This is a genomic window from Corynebacterium sp. H127 (assembly GCF_037482665.1).
Lineage (GTDB): Bacteria > Actinomycetota > Actinomycetes > Mycobacteriales > Mycobacteriaceae > Corynebacterium.
The window spans coordinates 50,825-68,791 of sequence record NZ_JBBHKY010000005.1; the positions used below are offsets into that span (position 1 = coordinate 50,825).

At 57.3% G+C, this 17,967-nt stretch carries 17 protein-coding genes; 11 read left to right on the top strand and 6 right to left on the bottom strand.

Going from position 1 to position 17,967, the window contains the following annotated elements; all coding sequences use genetic code 11:
- The first annotated feature begins 235 nt into the window (after positions 1 to 235).
- The gene (locus WG936_RS06670) at positions 236 to 2,500 is read left to right on the top strand and encodes a carbon starvation CstA family protein (protein ID WP_339564618.1); all 2,265 of its coding nucleotides are present in this window, start codon (positions 236 to 238) and stop codon (positions 2,498 to 2,500) included.
- Positions 2,487 to 2,666 (top strand): YbdD/YjiX family protein, encoded by a 180-nt coding sequence (locus WG936_RS06675; RefSeq protein WP_339564619.1) that lies wholly within the window; start codon positions 2,487 to 2,489, stop codon positions 2,664 to 2,666. The genes WG936_RS06670 and WG936_RS06675 overlap by 14 nt, the downstream gene beginning before the upstream one ends.
- Positions 2,667 to 2,705: 39 nt before the next feature.
- Here WG936_RS06675 and WG936_RS06680 read toward each other — a convergent pair whose 3' ends face one another.
- Together WG936_RS06680 and WG936_RS06685 are read right to left on the bottom strand one after the other, a co-directional pair.
- Positions 2,706 to 3,869 carry a saccharopine dehydrogenase family protein gene (locus WG936_RS06680; RefSeq protein ID WP_339572449.1) on the bottom strand — a complete coding sequence of 388 codons (1,164 nt, stop codon included), beginning with the start codon at positions 3,867 to 3,869 and terminating at the stop codon, positions 2,706 to 2,708.
- A gap of 116 nt (positions 3,870 to 3,985) precedes the next feature.
- Positions 3,986 to 6,202, bottom strand: coding sequence for an NADP-dependent isocitrate dehydrogenase (locus WG936_RS06685; protein ID WP_339572450.1), 2,217 nt, complete (start codon positions 6,200 to 6,202; stop codon positions 3,986 to 3,988).
- Between the two features lie 158 nt (positions 6,203 to 6,360).
- On the opposite strand from WG936_RS06685, the gene WG936_RS06690 reads away from it, so the two are divergent.
- The 3 genes from WG936_RS06690 to WG936_RS06700 all read left to right on the top strand — a co-directional run bounded on the left by WG936_RS06690 (position 6,361) and on the right by WG936_RS06700 (position 9,286).
- Positions 6,361 to 7,572: an MFS transporter gene (locus tag WG936_RS06690; protein ID WP_339564731.1), complete on the top strand. Its 1,212-nt coding sequence runs from the start codon at positions 6,361 to 6,363 to the stop codon at positions 7,570 to 7,572.
- Between the two features lie 188 nt (positions 7,573 to 7,760).
- Positions 7,761 to 8,348, top strand: a complete 588-nt coding sequence (locus WG936_RS06695; protein ID WP_339572451.1) for a hypothetical protein — start codon at positions 7,761 to 7,763, stop codon at positions 8,346 to 8,348.
- A 41-nt stretch (positions 8,349 to 8,389) separates the two neighbouring features.
- A complete protein-coding gene (locus WG936_RS06700) occupies positions 8,390 to 9,286 on the top strand; it encodes an exodeoxyribonuclease III (protein ID WP_445227939.1) in 897 nt (298 codons plus the stop codon).
- On the opposite strand, the gene WG936_RS12260 is transcribed toward WG936_RS06700, so the two are convergent.
- Entirely contained in the window at positions 9,283 to 9,600 is a 318-nt protein-coding gene (locus WG936_RS12260) for a DCC1-like thiol-disulfide oxidoreductase family protein (protein WP_445227940.1), read from the bottom strand. The two genes, WG936_RS06700 and WG936_RS12260, sit on opposite strands and share 4 nt — an antisense overlap.
- Before the next feature lie 19 nt (positions 9,601 to 9,619).
- Here WG936_RS12260 and panB point away from each other — a divergent pair, with 19 nt between their 5' ends.
- Positions 9,620 to 10,435 carry a 3-methyl-2-oxobutanoate hydroxymethyltransferase gene (gene panB / locus WG936_RS06705; protein ID WP_339564624.1) on the top strand — a complete coding sequence of 272 codons (816 nt, stop codon included), beginning with the start codon at positions 9,620 to 9,622 and terminating at the stop codon, positions 10,433 to 10,435.
- Positions 10,436 to 10,513: 78 nt separating this feature from the next.
- Here panB and WG936_RS06710 read toward each other — a convergent pair whose 3' ends face one another.
- A complete protein-coding gene (locus WG936_RS06710) occupies positions 10,514 to 10,642 on the bottom strand; it encodes a hypothetical protein (RefSeq protein WP_339572452.1) in 129 nt (42 codons plus the stop codon).
- Here WG936_RS06710 and WG936_RS06715 point away from each other — a divergent pair.
- Positions 10,641 to 11,594, top strand: a complete 954-nt coding sequence (locus tag WG936_RS06715) for a hypothetical protein (protein WP_339572453.1) — start codon at positions 10,641 to 10,643, stop codon at positions 11,592 to 11,594. The genes WG936_RS06710 and WG936_RS06715 overlap by 2 nt on opposite strands.
- A gap of 61 nt (positions 11,595 to 11,655) precedes the next feature.
- Here WG936_RS06715 and panC read toward each other — a convergent pair whose 3' ends face one another.
- Complete coding sequence (gene panC, locus WG936_RS06720) at positions 11,656 to 12,546, bottom strand: pantoate--beta-alanine ligase (RefSeq protein ID WP_339564626.1); 891 nt, start codon at positions 12,544 to 12,546, stop codon at positions 11,656 to 11,658.
- 110 nt (positions 12,547 to 12,656) lie between these two features.
- Between panC and trpS the strand changes: the two genes are divergently transcribed.
- From trpS to WG936_RS06740, 4 genes are all read left to right on the top strand, one after another.
- Positions 12,657 to 13,688, top strand: coding sequence for a tryptophan--tRNA ligase (gene trpS / locus WG936_RS06725; protein WP_339564627.1), 1,032 nt, complete (start codon positions 12,657 to 12,659; stop codon positions 13,686 to 13,688).
- Between the two features lie 132 nt (positions 13,689 to 13,820).
- Positions 13,821 to 14,900, top strand: coding sequence for a YhjD/YihY/BrkB family envelope integrity protein (locus tag WG936_RS06730; protein WP_339564628.1), 1,080 nt, complete (start codon positions 13,821 to 13,823; stop codon positions 14,898 to 14,900).
- 145 nt (positions 14,901 to 15,045) lie between these two features.
- Entirely contained in the window at positions 15,046 to 15,792 is a 747-nt protein-coding gene (locus tag WG936_RS06735) for an RDD family protein (RefSeq protein WP_339572454.1), read from the top strand.
- A gap of 10 nt (positions 15,793 to 15,802) precedes the next feature.
- The gene (locus WG936_RS06740) at positions 15,803 to 16,723 is read left to right on the top strand and encodes an adenosine deaminase family protein (RefSeq protein ID WP_339572455.1); all 921 of its coding nucleotides are present in this window, start codon (positions 15,803 to 15,805) and stop codon (positions 16,721 to 16,723) included.
- A 6-nt stretch (positions 16,724 to 16,729) separates the two neighbouring features.
- Here WG936_RS06740 and WG936_RS06745 read toward each other — a convergent pair whose 3' ends face one another.
- Positions 16,730 to 17,956, bottom strand: coding sequence for a hypothetical protein (locus tag WG936_RS06745; RefSeq protein WP_339572456.1), 1,227 nt, complete (start codon positions 17,954 to 17,956; stop codon positions 16,730 to 16,732).
- Between the last annotated feature and the right edge of the window lie 11 nt (positions 17,957 to 17,967).

Here is a 17,967-nt window from a genome sequence, read left to right on the forward strand (position 1 = left end):
CAGTCTATGTAAACAGCTTTGTCTATTATTTTTAGTTTGTGCAGGTAGTGACGGTGTTGGGGGTAGACGGCTTTGTTCGCTGGGGTGTGGATTGGTGATGGAAGTTGCCCATGATTGCTCGTGTTAGGGGTGGCTATGTAAGTGACTATTGTGAGGCAAGTCAATTTCCTGTCTAATTGTTATATATCCGCAAACCAGGTAACCGGCGGAATTAACCGGAAAGGACAGTAGGCGCATGAGCCAAGCACTAAAAGTCCCCGAACGTGTCACCCTCCTGCATACTGATGCAACAGATCTTCCCGTGGGCGTGGATGACAAGCGTCCTATGACAACCAAAAAGAAGCTTTTCCTGCTGATCATTGCGGTGATTGCGGCTGCCGGTTGGGCAATGATCGCCTTTCACCGTGGTGAAACTGTAAATGCAGTGTGGCTCGTATGCGCAGCCGTCGGCTCGTACATCATCGCCTTCGCTGGCTACGCACGACTCGTCGAATACAAAATCGTGCGGCCAAAGGACTCGCGAGCAACCCCGGCCGAATATTGCAACGACGGCAAAGACTTCATGCCGACGGACCGTCGTGTGCTGTTCGGCCATCACTTCGCCGCTATCGCCGGCGCTGGCCCACTCGTTGGTCCTGTTATGGCAGCTCAAATGGGCTACCTGCCAGGAACATTGTGGATCGTGATCGGCGTCATTCTCGCTGGCGCGGTGCAAGACTACCTTGTGCTGTGGGTTTCTACCCGCCGCGGTGGGCGATCACTCGGCCAAATGGTACGCGATGAAGTGGGGCGCTTCGGAGGCGCCGCCGGCATCCTCGCAGTCATCTCGATCATGGTGATCATCATCGCTGTGCTGGCCCTGGTTGTGGTCAACGCGCTAGCTGAGTCACCTTGGGGCGTGTTCTCCATCGCCATGACCATCCCAATCGCATTGTTCATGGGCATTTACCTGCGCTACCTACGGCCAGGCCGGGTGATGGAAGTTTCGGTCATCGGTGTATTCCTCCTGCTGTTTTCCATCGTGGCTGGCGGCTGGGTCGCCAACACGGATTGGGGAGTGCAGTGGTTTACGCTCTCCAAGCTCACGCTCGCGTGGGCACTGATCATCTACGGTGTGATCGCCGCAATCTTGCCCGTATGGTTGCTGCTCGCACCGCGCGATTACCTCTCCACGTTCATGAAAGTCGGCGTGATCGGGCTGCTGGCAGTAGGAATCTTGATTGACCGCCCTGAGGTTCACATGCCTGCTGTCACGGAGTTTGCGCGGAGTGGGCAGGGGCCAGTCTTCTCCGGCAGCCTGTTCCCCTTCCTTTTCATCACCATCGCTTGTGGCGCCCTTTCCGGCTTCCACGCCCTCATCTCCTCAGGTACCACTCCGAAGCTCGTGGAGAAGGAAACCCAGATGCGAATGATCGGTTATGGCGGCATGCTGATGGAATCCTTCGTGGCCATCATGGCTCTCATCACGGCCGTGATCCTGGACCGTCACTTGTACTTCGCAATGAACGCGCCTTTAGCCATGACTGGTGGTAAACCAGAATCTGCTGCAGCATTCGTCAACGGCCTGGGAATTCCCGGCGCAGGCTTGAGCGCAGAACAATTGACGTTAGCTGCACAGGCAGTGGGGGAGCATACGGTGATCTCCCGTACCGGTGGCGCACCGACCCTCGCTTTCGGTATGTCCGAAATCCTCACCAGTATCTTCGGGCATCCAGAGATGCAGGCCTTCTGGTACCACTTCGCCATCATGTTTGAGGCGTTGTTCATCCTGACCACAGTTGATGCCGGAACACGCGTTGCCCGATTCATGATGACCGATACCCTGGCAAACGTTCCTGGACTGAAGAAGTTCCGTGACCAATCATGGACACTGGGCCACTGGATTTCCACCATCTTCGTATGCTCACTGTGGGGCGCGATTCTGATCATGGGCGTCACTGATCCGCTTGGTGGCATCAATGTGCTGTTCCCGCTGTTCGGCATCGCTAACCAGTTGCTCGCGGCTATCGCGCTATCACTGGTACTGGTCGTGGTGATCAAGAAGGGCCTGCTGAAATGGGCCTGGATCCCGGGGGTACCGCTAGCGTGGGACCTTATCGTCACGATGTACGCTTCCTGGCAAAAGATCTTCGCCGCAGACCCGAAGATTGGCTACTTTGCTCAGCACAACCGCTTCGCCGATGCCAAGGCCCAGGGGCTAACGGAGTTTGGCACCGCGAAATCTATCGAAGCCATCGATGCCGTAATACGCAACACCATGATCCAGGGCATTCTCTCCATCTTGTTCGCAGTACTGACCCTCGTGGTCGTGCTGGCAGCTCTCTGGGCATGTGTCCGCACCATCGCCGCCCAAGGCCGTGGAGAGGAAACCCCGACCAGCGAGGACCCCGAGCATCCTTCTGCCTACTTTGCTCCGACGGGCATGATTCCTACGGACGTCGAAAAGCAGCTGGCAGAGCAGTGGGCCGAAAGGGGGCCGGCGGTTCATGCGCGTCATTAAGGCGATCTGGTGGTGGCTTGGTGAGATCGTGGGGGAACGTGAATATGAAAAATACGTTGCCCACCTTCGAGTCCATCACCCGGATAGCCCGGTGCCCACCGAGCGGGAGTACTTCCGGGATCGCTACGCTGAAAAGGCGCGCAATCCCGGTGCTCGGTGCTGCTAGCTTGCCGATGCTGCTGGCTACACGCCGGTTTGCGCCTGGCTAAGCAAACTTCATCCCGCCCCGCTGGAGCGCCGCAAGATACGGCTTACCCAAGCCAGTGGCGGGGCTGAGGACGCCAGTAGCCTCCGGCAAACCCTCGGCGTGCGTCGCGAGCACCACAGCCGCCTCCGCCAGCATCATCGCGGTGACCTTGTACCCCGGATCGCCGTCCGCCATCACACGAGAAGTGAGCAGGCAACCGTCCTCCAGCTTGCCGTGGTGAGTGATGAGGAAACCGCCGTCATCGAGGTTCTTCGGGCCCTCGCCTGGTTCCGGCACCACCTTGGACAGGGGCTTTCGCAGTTTATCCACCATGATCGCAGAAAAAGCTGCCCCGATTGCCGCCAGCAACGCCTTTGCGCGCAATTGACCGCCAAGTCCGGACCCGGTGGGGACAACCTCGCGATAGCGCAATCGCTTTCCATAGCGATATCCCTGCAAGGAATTAGAGCGGCGTACCACCCGAGTATTGAACATCGACATGAAGAATGGGCCCGACCACTGCCCGAGCAGAGGAACGTACGCAGCCTCGAAATCTGGCTGCGGCCCCAAGTCCGGCTCACGAGTGTGGTCCGGAGACAGTGAATACGGGGAATGCAAAATAGCTCCGCCCTTAGGCATCCGCTTCGCATCTTTGCTCACCTCGCGCATCGAATCGACGGTGCCTCCGGATAGCCCGCCGCTGAGCTTATCGACGGCCATAACGACCTCACTGAACGGCCGGCCCTCGGCCTTTTCAGAAAGATGGAACATGCCCATGTCACTTGGCACTGAGTCGAAGCCACAGGAATGCACGATTTTGGCAGCAGTTTTGCCGTGCCAGCGATCTATTGTGCGCCGGATAAACAGGGCTTCCCCACTCAGATCCACGTAGTGCGTATCGTTTTCAGCGCAAGCGTCTACGAGCATGTCTCCGTGACGCGTATAAGGACCGACAGTCGAAATAATGACGGTAGCTTTGCGGGCAAGTTCAACAAGCTCTGACTTGTTGGCAGCATCTGCTTTGAGTGGGGTAAAAGGCAGTCGCAGGTCTTGGAGCTTGGCCCAGTTTCGTCCGGCGATGGCGATACTGAGATCTTTGTGGTGCTCTGCCAAATAGGCGGCGGTAAGCTTCCCGACGAAGCTGGTAGCGCCGAACAAGATGATGTCGAATTCGCGGTTCATGCTCGCCCAGTGTAGTGGGAAACCGAATTTTTGCCTTCGAAGAGCATGGCAAAGGCCCGGCCACACCACATCGAAAATGGGTGAGACCGGGCCTTAATACGACGGAGTCGCTGAGACTACTTCTTCAGCGCGTCGATGATCTCGTTGAACTTAGCTGAAGGACGCATGACAGCGTTGACCTTCTCTTCGTTCGGAGCGTAGTAGCCGCCGAGGTCGACTGGGGAGCCCTGGTTGTCCAGGAGGTCCTTCTCGATCTCGGTGGACGCTGCGGCCAAGGAGGCTGCGATCGGCTGGAACAGGCCAGCCAGCTCAGCGTCCTCGGACTGGGCTGCTAGTTCTTCTGCCCAGAACTTGGTCAGGAAGAAGTGGGAGCCGCGGTTGTCGATCTCGCCAGCCTTGCGGGAAGGGGAGAGATTTTCATCGAGCAGCTTCTCGGTTGCCTTGTCCAGGGCGTCGGCAAGCACAGCAGCCTTCTGAATCCCGGCGGTGTTGGCGAAGTGGCGCAGCGACTCCGCCAGAGCGAGGAACTCGCCGAGGGAATCCCAACGCAGGTGGTTCTCATTGACCAGCTGCTCAACGTGCTTAGGGGCAGATCCGCCTGCACCGGTCTCAAAGAGTCCGCCGCCAGCCATCAGCGGCACGATGGACAGCATCTTGGCAGAGGTGCCTAGCTCGAGGATCGGGAAGAGATCGGTGTTGTAGTCACGCAGCACGTTACCGGTGACAGAGATCGTGTCCTCGCCCTTGCGCATCCGGTCGATGGTGAACTGCGTAGCTTCCATCGGGGACATGATACGGATATCCAGGCCCTCGGTGTCGTGGTCCTTCAGGTACTTTTCCACCAGGGTGATCAGGTTACGATCGTGTGCACGCTCGGTGTCGAGCCAGAACACTGCCGGCATGCCGGACAGGCGGGAACGGGTGACAGCAAGCTTGACCCAATCCTGGATAGGAGCATCCTTGGCTTGGCATGCGCGCCAGATGTCGCCTGCGGAAACCTCGTGATCCATGAGCTCTTCGCCGGCGGAGTTGAGGATGACAACCTTGCCATCGGCAGAGATCTTGAAGGTCTTGTCGTGGGAGCCGTACTCCTCAGCCTTCTGCGCCATCAGACCAACGTTAGGGACGGTGCCCATGGTGGTTGGGTCGAAGGCGCCGTTCTTCTTGCAGTCGTCGATGACTACCTGGTAGATGCCTGCATAAGAGGAATCCGGAAGAACGGCTAGGGTGTCTTGCTCTTCGCCCGCAGCGTTCCACATGTGCCCGGAGGTGCGGATCATAGCTGGCATAGAGGCATCCACGATGACATCGGAAGGAACGTGCAGGTTAGTGATGCCCTTATCGGAGTTCACCATGGCAACTGCTGGGCCCTCAGCGAAGCCCTTTTCAAAGGCTGCCTTGATCTCTTCACCGTTCTCTAGCTCTGCGAGACCGGAGTAGATTGCTGCGAGGCCGTTCTCTCCATCAAGGCCAGCTGCCAGGAGCTGCTCGCCATACTGAGCGTAAACATCCTTAAAGAAGGTGCGGACTACGTGGCCGAACACGATCGGGTCGGAGACCTTCATCATGGTTGCCTTGAGGTGTGTAGAGAAGAGGACGCCCTCTTCCTTAGCACGCTTGATCTGCTCTGCGAGGAACGCATCGAGGGCGGCGACGCGCATGACAGTGCCGTCGATAACTTCGCCCTCCAGTACCTTCAGACCGTCCTTGAGGATCTCCTCAGAGCCGTCGGCCTTGACCAGCTTGATCGTCAGGGTGTCAGCGGCTGGCATGATGACGGACTTCTCGTTGCGGCGGAAGTCATCGGAATCCATGGTCGCGACATTGGTCTTGGAGTCAGCGGACCAAGCACCCATGCGGTGTGGGTTCTTCTTAGCGAAGTTCTTCACAGCGATTGGCGCGCGGCGGTCAGAGTTGCCTTCGCGGAGAACTGGGTTAACGGCGGAGCCCTTCACGGCGTCGTAACGCGCGCGAATGTCCTTTTCCTCAGCAGTCTCTGGTGCATCAGGGAAGTCAGGCAGCGCGTAACCCTGGGCCTGCAGCTCCTTGATAGCGGCCTTAAGCTGTGGGACCGAAGCCGAGATATTTGGCAACTTAACGATGTTGGCCTCAGGGTTCTTTGCCAACTCGCCGAGCTCCGCAAGAGCGTCAGCAACCTTCTGATCCTCGCTCAAGAAATCTGGGAACTGGGACAGGATACGGCCAGCGAGGGAAATGTCGCGCGTCTCCACCTCAATGCCCGCGGTAGAAGCGAAAGCTTCCACGACTGGCTTCAGCGAGTAGGTCGCGAGCAGTGGAGCCTCGTCAGTGCGGGTGTAAATGATTTTTGCCAATGTAACTCCCTTAAAGAAGATTGCAGTACAGGTATCAAGAATACCTGTTCCCAGTGTGCGGGGTAGGTTTGCCCAAAAAGGAGTGCACCTTTTCGGGGAACGGCATAACCCCGCTTCGGGGTGTAGGGTGATGCGACGTGAATGAGCAATCCCGCAAGATGCGTTTGCCCAACAGGCGGCCGCTACCACGTCAAACTGAGATTTCTGAGCGACACCGCATGATCGTCATGGTGGCGATTGCGCTCGGAGGATTCGGGATAGGCACCACCGAATTTGTTTCCATGGGGCTACTGCCGCTGATCGCACAAGACTTTAATATCACCGAAGACAGCGCCGGCCATATTATCTCGGCTTACGCCTTGGGCGTGGTGGTGGGTGCGCCGCTGATTACTACTCTGACCGGCTATATCCCGCGTCGCAGGCTGCTACTGATGTTGATGGCCTTCTTCGTGCTGGGCAACGCCCTCACAATCGCGGCACCAAGTTATGGCACACTCTTGATCGCCCGGTTTGTAGCAGGGCTGCCACATGGGGCGTTCTTTTCGGTGTCGGGTTTGTGTGCTGCGGCACTGGCGCCGCCAGGGCAGCGGGGTAAAGCGCTGGCACTAGTGGGCGTTGGGTTTTCGGCTGCAACGATCGGCGGGGTTCCGCTCGCACAGTGGCTGGGGCAGGCAGTACATTGGAAAGCCTCCTATGGCGTCGTGGTTGCGGCAGGCATCGCGACAGTTCTGGCTCTGTGGCGTTTCATGCCTCACATGGCTGACATGAAACCCACCTCTGCGCTCACAGAGCTGAGTGCGCTTGCGCGTTCTCAAGTCTGGCTTACCTTAGCGATGGGGACGGTCGGTTTCGGTGGCATGTTTGCTGTGTACACGTATATTGCATGGACGATGACGGATCCCGCGCGAGCCGCCATGGATCTGAAATACCTACCGGTTGTGCTCGCAGCTTATGGCGCAGGTGGGCTACTCGGTAATCTCTTTGGCGGGTTTTTGGCCGACCGAAATTTGGAACTGGGGATCGGGTTCGTGCTCAGCAGTATTGTTGTGGTTCTGGTGGGGTTCTATTTCCTGTCCGCGCACCAGGTCATTGGTACTGCAGTGTTCGGACTCATCGGCTTCTTTGGCTCTGCGCTGGTACCGCAATTGCAGATCCGGCTCATGGACGTTGCGGGGCGGGCGCAAACTCTTGCTGCAGCTCTTAATCACTCGGCGTTGAATCTGGCGAACGCTGCGGGGGCCTCGATAGGTGGTGCAGTGATCGCTGCGGGCTTTTCCTATGCCGCTCCTGCACTGGTCGGGGCTGGATTGGCCGCGGCGGCGTTGCTCATCTGGGGCCCGACCGTCTTGCTGAGAAGACATGCACGGTAACCGCAACCTTAATCAATTTGATGCTATTTTTAATGATTTTCTTGGGTTTGGGGCGCTTTAGCGCGTAAAGTCTTTAGGTGGCCCCCTTGATGCTGAATTAATTCAGCCTGGCAGGAAGACAAAACTGAATGGCGACACATCCCGCCGATCTCACCAGGAGAGAAATTAGCTATGCCCGATTAGTCGGCGTGGTAACAGCTATTTTCTTCTTCTGGCAAATCTCCGATGTTGTTACCGATTGGTCCGCAACGGTGCTGCTGGTATGGCGGGTAGGTGTCAGTGTGCTGGGCATTACCACCATCTTGGGCATTACCTTGTTCTTCCGGCGCTGTTTCCCGATCGCCGCGTGGGTGGTATTCGGGCTGGCTATGCTCGGGCAGCTGCTTTTTGTGCAGGAATCTATAGCCCTTGGACAAGTGATCTCTGAATCGGGGGCGGCCCCGATTGTTGGCCGCTACTCGCAGTGCGTCCTGCCGCTGGCCATGCTCGTGCTGGCCTGGATTTTGTTCCGTGATCGCCGGTTCCCTTTACTTTTGGGCTGGTTCTTTGTCGCATATTCGGTGGCGTGGTTCGGGTGCTACCTGTTCCAGGGAGAAATTGGCAACCGGGTATGGTTCTCTTTCCTCAGTGACCTGTTGGGCATGTTTGCCCATGGCGGCTTGGTGCTGTGGATGACGTACCTCGGCTGGTCGCGCGCAATACCGGATACTGGTGTTGCGGTAGGGGAAACTGATGTTGAGCCCCGCGATCTCGGCGAGTTGCAGCCACTTTCCTGAGCGCTCGCAGTGGGGGAGCTGCCGGCCGTTACACTGACTGCATGAGTCTGATCATTTCCTCCGTCAATGTCAATGGAATCCGAGCTGCAGTCAAAGAACGCAGTGAAAAGAACCAAGGCTTTCTGCCCTGGCTGGAATCATCAAACGCAGACGTGGTCCTGCTGCAAGAGGTACGCGCAACCGAAAAACAGACTCGCGATGCGCTCGCCCCAGCTCTCGACTCGGGCTGGCATTATGTCGGCGCAGAAGCGAGCGCGAAAGGGCGCGCCGGGGTGGGAATTTTGTCCCGCAAACCGCTTCTCGACGTCCACATCGGCATCCCCCAGTTTGAAGACTCCGGTCGCTTCATTCAAGGCTCATTTGATGATGTCACCGTCGCCTCGCTCTACCTACCATCGGGTTCTGCCGGCACTGAAAAGCAGGATGAAAAATACCGCTTCCTCGACGAATTCTCCGAGGTGATCACCCAGCTGGCGGTGCAGCATCCCAATATGGTGATCGGCGGAGACTGGAACATCTGCCATCGGCGAGAAGACCTGAAGAACTGGAAAGCTAACCAAAAGAAGTCCGGTTTCCTTGCCGACGAGCGCGCGTTCATGGATTCCGTTTTTGGCGTCTTCCCGGACGAAATCTCCCAGGTGGAGGTGCATGGTGAGTACCTAGGCGCAGTCGATTACTCCTCAGTTCGCCCCCGGCGGGAAGCAAACACCAACCCGATGTGGTTCGACGTCGCCCGACGGCTGCAGCCCGAAGATGCTCCGCATACCTGGTGGACCTATCGTGGCCAAGCATTTGATACCGGAGCTGGTTGGCGGATTGACTATCAAGCAGCAACCGCGCCGATGCTGGCCCGAGCGCAACGCTCCTGGGTCGATAAAGCCGCCGCCTATGATTTACGGTGGTCAGACCATGCGCCGTTGAACGTGGAATACGCCTAGAGTTTGCAGGTTCCGGCCCCGACTAGCGGTCCAAGTCGGTACCGGTTCCACGCAATTATCCGATACACCGGTTTGAATATCGGCAGGCCAAGAAGGCGACCGAGCAGCCGGATCCTTCGGTTTCGCCCATGCCGGGTCAGCATCATCCCGATGCCGCGATTGCCCAAATACACCCGATCTTGCGAATCAACAAAATAGGCATTGTGCTGAATGTATAGTCCTTTGCCAGGAGCGATTTCAACGCCCGTGGTCAATTTCTGGAGATGCTGCGCACTCCAAGTGCAAAAGCCACAATCGGCATCGTAAAAGAACATAAGGACAATGGTAGGCGCAATGTCTGGCTATTTGGTACCAACGAAGCAAGTTAGAGTTTCTGAACTGCAAGCGCGCAAAGGGCAACGCCCCTGGGCAATGCTCACCTGCTATGACTATTCCTCAGCCCGCGCGTTTGCCGACGCCGGGATTGAGTGCTTCTTAGTAGGGGACTCCGCCGCCAATGTAATGCTCGGCTACACCTCAACCACCGCAATTTCCCTTGACGAAATGTGCATGCTCGGAGCGGCCGTTGTGCGAGGTGCAGGCAATGCACTCGTGGTCATCGACATGCCCTTCGGCACTTATGAAGCCTCCGATGAACAAGCAGTGCGTTCCGCCACCGAGCTACTGCGCCGTTCGGGTGCGCACATGGTGAAACTAGAAGGCGGGGTGCGTATGGCGGATCGAATTCGTGCGCTCAAGTCTGCAGGCCTAGCAGTGTGCGCACACGTCGGTTTTACCCCGCAATCCGTCAACGGACTCGGTGGCTTCAAGGTGCAGGGGCGTGGCACATCGGCAGATGCAGTGCGTGCCGACGTCACTGCCGTCGTCGACGCCGGAGCAGATTTCGTGGTTTTCGAAATGGTCCCGGCGGCACTCGCAGCGGAAATCACCGCCAACTGTCCGATCCCAACAATCGGTATTGGCGCCGGCGCGCAGTGCGACGCCCAAGTTCTTGTATGGCATGACATGCTTGCGCTCCCCGAAGGAAACCGCACTCCGAAGTTCGTGCGTGCCTTCGGCTCGGTGGGCGCCGAAATGCTTGCCGGAGCCGCCAAATATAAGGAAGCCGTGGAGAACGGAGAATTCCCGGGGGAGGGGCATGTGTTTTAGGGGCGGTGCGACCATGATTTCACGATCATGATTTACAGACAAGCGTTGTTACCGAGCCTCGAATAGCACAAGTTCTACTCACATAATCATGATCGTGAAATCATGATTGCGCGTTGGCTTTTCTGCCGTCGCGCGCCCGTCGGTTCTTTGTGGGAAGATCGCAGGCAACATCACATTGGGAAACTTGGGGGAGTTTTCTTTAGCCATGCGCAAGCACTTCGTCCATTTACGTAGATTCACCTTGCCGGAACGCGAGCTGTGGCTGCGTGATCACGCAGCGAGCCATCAATATTTGGCTCCGGATATTGCGATTCCAGCGGAAATATTGGATTCTTTAACCCGTTGGGAGCAATATCGGGCACGGGTAGAAGCTGTCGGACTGACGCGCAATTCTGCGGTGATAGTGGGGGAATCGGCGGCAGTGCTGCATGGTTTCCCACAATTGCGCACGCCCAGTTTCGTCTATCTGGCCTATCCCGGTGCCACTAGTGGTCGCTGTTCGACCCCGAAAACTAGGACGAAGCAATGGCGGCTGCCCGAGCATCATTGGGAATCGGTGGACGGGATTCGGCGCACCACCTTCAATCGAACTTTGGTCGATGTAGTCAGGACGAGTGACTTTGTCGATGGCTTGGTCGCCATGGACCATGCCCTCACTTTGAAGAGTCGGACGGAGCTAGCTAAGAAGTTTTCGCTGTTCAAGGGGATGCCGGGACGAAAGAAGATTGCGCGTGCTCTCAAATGGGGCAGCGGTGCTTCGCAGAGTCCTTTGGAATCCGCCGCCCGTGCGTTGCTGCTGGATGTACATTCTCCACTGATAACGTCGCTGCAAATCCAGCCCGAGGTGAGGGTGTCTCGATTCGAGGTGAGGTATCCTGACCTGCTAGTTAATGGGTGGTTGGCCATTGAAATGGATGGCGATGTGAAATACCGTGAGCCGACAGCGTTGCTCGCGGAAGCCAAGCGCCAAAAGGCATTGGAGCATCTTGGTTTCCAGTTCCTTAGGTTCGGTTACCCGGATCTCTTCCCGCCAGGCAATGGTGCGGCACCGTTGGTGCGTTCGGTACTTACTATTCTCAGCCGTAATCCCGGGCGAGGGCCTGTACCAGGATACGAGCCGAAGAATAGCGACCATGATTTCACGATCATGATTATGTGAGTAGAGCAAGTGCTAAATGCGTCCAGCTCTACGCCACTCTCTCGAAATCATGATCGTGAAATCATGATCGCGGAGTGCCTGTTACTTCCTCCGAGCCGAAATCAATCCCGATGTTGTCGATAAGCCGCGTCGCACCTACCTTGGCAGCTACCAAGAGTCGATTAGCGCCCGTGGGGTCCACTTTGCCGAGTCCCGGCCCTCGTAACTCGAGGTAATCCAGGGCTATTGCGGGTACGGAGTCAATGACGGAACGCGCTGCTGAGATCACGGCGTCGGGGCCGTCGCCTGCCACGTAAGCGCCGGCGGTGAGAGCTGCGGAAAGGGTCAATGCGAGTTCGCGATCCGCCTCCGAAAGGTAGGTGTTGCGGGAAGACAGCGCGAGGCCGTCATTTTCTCGGACGATGGGGGCACCGATGACCTGTACGTCGAGGTTCAGATCATTGACCATCTGCTGGATAAGCACGATCTGTTGGTAATCTTTTTCACCAAAAATGGCGTGGGATGCGTTGGTGATCTGGAAGAGTTTGTGGACTACGGTCAGCACCCCTGCGAAATGCGTGGGACGCGAGTTGCCTTCGAGCTCGGCGCCTAGCAAGCCCGGGTGAATCATCGTACGGGGGCCATTGGGGTACATTTCGCGCGGGGTGGGAGCGAACACGGCGTCGGCACCCGCGGCGCGCAGCTTCTCGACGTCCTGTTCCAGCGTCCGCGGGTAGGCATCCAGATCCTCATTTTCCGAGAACTGCAAGGGATTGACAAAAATGCTCACCACGACGTTCGCGCCAGGGATGCGCTGTGCGGCTTTCACTAAGGAAATGTGTCCGGAGTGGAGAGCACCCATGGTGGGGACCAGCACAACCGGGCGGGATACCTTGCGGAGTGCGCGGGTGAGCTGGGAGATTTCCTTGATCGAGGTGTAGACGGTGGCTTTGCCTGGCTGAAACGCGGTCATGACCTAAAGATCTTAGTGTGCGTGCCCAATCGCTAGTCTATGTGCGCGGCCGAATGCTTCAGCCCAGCAATGCCTAGCAGGCTAGACATACATCGCTACACTAATAAACCATGACTGACACTGCGCCCAAGCCTGAAAAGAAGCAACGAGTCCTCTCCGGTATCCAGCCAACTGCCGACTCTTATCACCTCGGCAATTACCTGGGGGCGCTGAAGCAGTGGATTGATCTCCAGGATTCCTATGAGGCGTTCTACTTCATCCCAGACTTGCACGCGATTACGGTTGATCAGGACCCGAAAGAGCTGCGGGCCCGTACAGTTGCCGGCGCAGCGCAGCTCTTGGCGCTGGGTATCGACCCGGAAAAGTCCACCTTGTTTGTGCAGTCGCATGTCCATGAACATGCGGAATTGGGCTGGATCCTTACCTGCCTGACCGGGTTTGGTGAGGCATCGCGGATGACGCAATTCAAGGATAAGTCAGCTAAGCGCGGTGCGGACCGGACGTCGGCAGGCCTATTTACCTACCCGATGCTGATGGCAGCAGACATCTTGCTCTATCGCCCTCAGCTTGTGCCGGTCGGGGAGGATCAACGCCAGCACCTCGAGCTCACTCGCACCTTGGCAGAACGATTTAATTCTCGGTTCAAGAAGACTTTCGTGGTGCCCGAAGGTTTCATCCCGCAGGGTGCCGCGAAGATCTATGATCTGCAGGAGCCAACGTCGAAGATGAGTAAGTCGGGGGAGAATCCTAAGGGATGCGTGAACTTGTTGGATGATCCGAAGGTCTCCGCGAAGCGGATCAAGTCGGCGGTCACTGACAATGACGGTGAAATCCGCTATGACAAGGAGAATAAGCCCGGCGTATCCAACTTGCTCGTGATTCAGTCTGCGCTCACGAACAAGAGCATTGACGAGCTGGTCAAGGGGTATGAGGGGCAGGGTTACGGGGCGCTGAAAACTGACACCGCCGAAGCTCTCGAGGCCTTCACCACTCCGCTCAAAGCCAAATTCGACGAGTACATGGCAGATAAGGGTGAGCTGGAGCGGGTGCTTGCCGTGGGTGCTGAAAAAGCTTCGGAAGTTGCAGCCCGCACGCTTGCCGACGTCTATAAGAACATCGGTTTTTTGGCTCCGCGTCGCTAATTTTCGTGTCCGCATTTCCTAAGCTGGGGTAACAATCCAGCAAAAGAACGGATACAGGGCTGCACAAGCGCTGAATCTCTGCCGATTCCTCTCTACTGTAGAGAAAGTCAGAATTACAAAAGGAGTTTAGCCATGACCGCAGTGACCAAGGCGAGCGAAAAGCGCACCGACGAGTACGGCATCGAGAGGGTTCACAAAGATGATCCTGGGTTTGTAGACAAGCTGAGACTCAAGTGGGAATGGTTCGACCACATCATGCGGATGAACGAGCGCTTCGGCACCATGGGTGGCAACCAGTACGCTGCCGGTATTACGTACTTCTCCGTCCTTTCGATGTTCCCCATCCTCATGCTGCTCTTTGCGGCGCTCGGTTTCGCCTTGGCCAACAATCAGGAGCTCCTCGCCGAAGTCCAAGCTCGGATTGGGGACATGGCTTCCGGTCAGCTCGGGGAGACGCTGAATGAGATCCTGGCTACCGCGATCGACCAGCGTGGCGCTATCGCCAGCATTGGTACGCTGACCGCCTTGTGGTCCGGGCTCGGCTGGATGAACAACTTGCGTTATGGCGCCTCCAAAATGTGGAAGGTCGATCCAACCAAGCAGAGCTTCCTGGTGGCCAAGGGTAAAGATCTCGTCGGACTGATTGGGTTGTTGGTCTCCTTGGTGGTTGCCTTTGGTGTAACCGCGGTGGGGTCTTCCGGGCTTACGGATCGTTTCGTTGAGCGCATTGGCCTGGGACACATTCCGGGGATCTTCATCATTACCTACCTCATTGCAGTTGTGATCGGCCTCTTGGCTAACTTCCTGGTGTTCCTCTGGCTCATCAAGTACCTACCGCGAACCAAGGTCCCGATGCGTTCCGCAATTCATGCGGCCATAATCGGTGCGGTTGCGTTCGAGTTGTTCAAGCAGCTTGCGTCTATGTTTTTCTCCAACGGTCTGTCCAATCCGGCCGGGGCAACTTTCGGTCCGATCATCGGCGTCATGGTCCTGCTGTACTTCATCTGGCGCATCCTGCTGTACTGCTCTGCGTGGGCGGCCACCACCAAGGAATCTCTGGCCATGACGATCGTAGAAGTCCCAGAGCCAGCAGTTATCCGGGTGCGTAATGAGGTACGTGAAGGCAGCCCTAAATCCACGTGGGTTGGTGTAGGTGCCGTAATGGGGCTTGCAGGCAGCGCGTTGGCAGCGAAGGCGCTCAAGCGGAAGTAAGGTCTAGGTTGTGAACCTTTACCAAGAATTCCAACTCAATTCAGCTGAAGACTGCGGCGTACAGAGTGTAAAACTATTGGCGCAAGAAGTCCGCCTGCAACAGATGGGTTTCCCTGACGATTCGCCTCAGATTAAAAGGCTGCGCATGGCTTATGGAATTCTCGCGCACCCCGAGCAGCGTGCCACTTATGATCAGGCGCTGGAATCCGGTCGGCCGTTGGGCGATTATGAGTTGGAGCACTTGGCTAACTTTGGTTCTTGGCCTCTGCTGCCACCGCAGCAACCGGCGAAGCCAACGCCTCAACCACAACCGCAGCCTTCGCAATATGCCCGACCGCAGCCGGCACCTCCGACGCGGCCAATTAACCCAAACCCGGCAGTAAATCCTTTTGCTTCTGCAAATCAGTACCAACAGCAGCAAACCGTTCCAGTTGCACCACACTTTGCTGTGCCAGTGGCACCGATGGCACCGAATCGTCCAAGCCCTTCGGCTCGCGTTGGTATGACGCTGCTGGATGGTTTAATCGCCTTGGCGATCGTGGGCACAATAACGAGTAGTGCTTCCATGGATTCTTTCATCGGGGTACTGGCCAGCGCACTGATCATCCTGGTGTATTACCTTGGCTTCGAAGTGAAATTCGGAGCGACTCCAGCCAAGCTCATGCTCGGTTACACGGTGCGCGACGTCAACACCGGACAGAAGCTTTCGCTCGAACATGCTGCGAAGCGCAATTGGTGGCGGTTGGTAGCTATGGTGCCCGGCGTGGGTACCGTTGTCTCCTTTATCGCTGCGTGTATCTATGCTTCGACGATAAGTGAGTCTAACGGCAGGCAGGGCGCCCATGACCGCATTGCTAATGCCGAGGTCGTGAAGAAAGACAGCCCGCTCTAGACTTGAGCGCATGCATCAAGACCTAGATATCAGCCCGGAGTTCAAGTTAGTCAGTCGCGAGATCGTGGCACTCCTTCCCAAGGTGGTATTACGCCACGATGTAACTCTCGCTGCTGTAAGCGCCGAATTGGAGCGTTTGGCCAGCGAGGGCGTTGTCTACGCAGAGCTGCGGTGCGCGGTCACCACTGCGGACCAGCTGCAGGAGTTGCGGCGAGCAGTGGAGCGTTCAGCAGCCAACGGAATTACCGCGAAAGTGGTCTTCTCCATTAGTGAGATCGCTGCTGTTGAGAGCGCGATCGAACTAGCGCGAGGTCATCGCGGCCTCGTAGTAGGGGTGTCCTTCGAAGGGAGCGCTGCCCAGGGCGTCGATAAGCACGGCGATGCTCTGATGGGGCTACGCCGAAACTTCCTGCCCTTCGTGGTGAACGCTGACAGCGGCGAGGGGATTGCCGCACTCGAGGCTGCTGTTACTGCGGGCGCAGCCCGGATCGCTGGTGCCACGCAGCTGTACGAGGATTTCAGCGTTGATCTTGAGGGAATCGCCGCTGGGCCGTTGTCCAGCTATATTCGAGACCGCGAAGTGCCTCTCGAAATGAGCCTTAGCGCCGACGTCGCTGCCGGGCTTGTCGACGAAGTCGGGGACCATCCATTGCCGCTGCTGCAGCAGCTAGGTTTCACCTGCACCCTGAATCCCGGCGGGCACAGTGTGGTTGAGGAGATGATGGTGCTTGTTGAGGGCTTTGATTATGGTCTTGAGGAACTCTTCGAGCTCACCGTCAACGCGATGGAGGCTGCTTTCGCGCCGTTGGAACTACGCCGAAGCATCATGCACTCGGAGATCATTCCGGCGTATCAAAATTTTGCTGACCTAGAAGATGGTGCGTTCGAAGATCCGGCGGGGACGGATCTCCCCGCCGATGAAGAAGACTAGCGGGGCTTAGAGCTTGCTGAATCGCTTGGTCAGGGATTCTTCGAGTTGCTTCCAGCCCTTGGCCTCGTCAGTGTACGGGGCAGAAGGCAAGTAGCTGGAGCGGGCGCCCAACATGTAGGAGATGTAATCCTGCAGGCCTGGGTTTGCCAGTAGCAGGGAGTTCAGCGAGTCGTCGCCAGCCCAGTCTGCGGCGTCGGCAAGCAGCTCATAAGCCTGGCGCATCTGCTCGGTATCGACGTCCTTGGGGTCTTTAGTGATGTCCTCCGCCAAACCCGTGAACGTGTACGTGTTGACCGGGTGAACAGTGATCTCGGCGGTACCACCGTTGACTTCGTCCATGACTTCCGACCACGTGGCGACCTTGGCTAGGTCGTGGTCGCCGTGTTCCACGAGCCAGCGGAGCAAAGCTTTCGGATTGTTGAAGGTGAAGATTTCCCCAAAACGACCCAAGAAGACGGGATTTTCAGCCACGTAGGTGCGCAGTGAGTAAACAATCCGACCATCGATGGCCACCTTGATGGGATCGATTCCGGAGGTTCCCCAGATGGTGGTGTCATAAGGATCCAGTGCGGCTTCAGCGGCAGCGGCTTCTTTCTCAGCGCGTTCTTTCGCCGCTGCTGCTACCTTTTCCGCGGCGTCGATCTGCGCCTGGGCTTGCGAAACCTCAGCTTCGGGCACAGCGGGGGTGTGTACGACCTTGTCGAGTGCATCCACCACGTTGTCCCAGCCCTTCAGCACGGTACGCCCGATGGCCGACCACTCGCCGAGTCCTTCTTCGGCACTGAAATGCTCGGAACCACGATCAACATTGCCGAGGATCGAGTAGCTGCCAAAGAAGCCCTGGACCTCAGCAAGATCGAGTACCTCGCCCAGCCCACGTGCCACGGAAAACGCCCGATTCACGCCGGAAACATTTTCATGTGACGGGCGACCTGCCAACATACCCGGTGCTCCGACGATGTCGTAGTAATCGCGAGTGCGAGGTACGACGCGTAGCGCATCACCGGCAGCAAAGCTGTTCCACTGTGGGTGGTTCTTCAGATCATGCTTGGCGTTCGTGTTCAGGTAGGCCAAAAGCTGCGCGGGAGACTCGAAGAAGAACACATGCTCACCCGCGCCTAAGAACGCTTGCCACTCTGCGCCGTGCTCATTCCAGCTCGGTGCCCAAAGGGTGTAGTAGTCGCCTGCAGTGAGCGACAGCTTGACCGGGAGGATGCCTTGGTTCTGTGCCATAGGAACACATA